The 1,324-nt window shown below is 37.6% G+C and carries 2 protein-coding genes; both read right to left on the reverse strand.

What is annotated here, in order from left to right; translation table 11 throughout:
- Positions 1 to 212, reverse strand: a 212-nt coding sequence (locus A3750_RS20290; RefSeq protein ID WP_197475196.1) for a metallophosphoesterase, incomplete at its 3' end; no start/stop codon positions are given.
- A 499-nt stretch (positions 213 to 711) separates the two neighbouring features.
- Positions 712 to 1,227: a hypothetical protein gene (locus A3750_RS20295; protein WP_068548714.1), complete on the reverse strand. Its 516-nt coding sequence runs from the start codon at positions 1,225 to 1,227 to the stop codon at positions 712 to 714.
- Positions 1,228 to 1,324 lie beyond the last annotated feature (97 nt).

The raw sequence follows: 1,324 nt of genomic DNA on the forward strand, positions 1-1,324 counted from the left end.
ATGAATTTCTGACGAACCTCAATAAGCTCGTCTTCTTTCCCAGAGAAACTCAAATCACCTGTAAAGAAAATAGTATCTATTGGTTCCTCAAAAGAAGAACTATTAAGATCACCCAATATAGAATCAAGCAACTTCTTGAGCTCAGTACTTTGAAAGCCTTTTGATTTGCTAGTTGATAAATGTAAGTCCGATATATGCAAAATATTTTTCATTATTCTTAATATTCTCTTGTGATCCGTCACTCAATTGCTTTCAGATTCAGCATTCTCAAGTTAAGGGTTAGTTTGGAAGTCCTACGCCACTATAGCAGCACAGATAAGGCTGAATAACCCATTTCTTTGGTAAAGGACCAAAGAAAACTAGTGGCTAGGAGTACAAAAGATAATTGGGGCGTATCTAGAATTTTAAAGTCCTAGAGATTTAGCAGACTCGAAGTACACAAAGTACATTTGATACATCTCAAATCTGTATTTATCGCTAAAAAGTTACTGCGATAATAATTTTTTGATGCTGCTTATGCGCGTATTTTGAACACCTAAAATCGGTTAATAACGCTAGTAGCATTCTGATCTAATATAGAGGTCATTCAAAAGGTCCTACCTGTTTCCCAAGATCATGGCGGAGTTTTGGTCAAAGGGCATTTTAGCTTATATAAAATGGGAACAGATCTACTCATTTACGCCGAGCTTTCGGCTTATTTAAGGCGAAAGCTCACAATAAAAAGCTGGATACGCCAGACGCACTTTTTCCTACCAAAAGTAGATCCGAATCCAACTGCTTAAAAAGATCTGTTAGTTCATGATCACTTTTTAGTTTCCTATCAGCCAGATCATTAAAAAGAGATCCATTTCGACTTACCAAAGAGATCCCCCCTCTTAGGATCAACATCGTTTTTTCAGATCTGTGCAAGCTTAGGTAGGATCTCATTTTTGTAGATCCAACTTTCACCTCCTGGTTGTCCGAATAGATGTAACCGTAGCCCTGTATTAGATCCTTTCCTACATTTTCTAGCTTTGCCGGAACAAAGACGTATAGTTCAGATCTAGATGTCGAAACATTCTTGATTGGCAATCGCTTAAGGTCATCCAACGAGTAGTTACCCAACAAACGAGATGAAAGTGATCTGTTGTATCGCAGATCTTTTATTTGATCCCAAGGCAGGATCATCACAATGGAGCTGTACTTGCCTTTCACCTCATCCGAGAATCTGTTTTTCAATTTCGACATCACGTTTACCTACTTCAATTAATTCGATTAACAGTTTAACGAGATGACTAGCTAAGTTTTCTGAATAGCCCCTATCAAGTGCTAAATGAACCAAAAG

The organism is Oleiphilus sp. HI0079 (assembly GCF_001635105.1).

Excerpts from the sequence above, each read along its gene's own strand:
- A3750_RS20295 (WP_068548714.1), bottom strand. The coding sequence starts at position 1,227 with ATGTCGAAATTGAAAAACAGATTCTCGGATGAGGTGAAAGGCAAGTAC.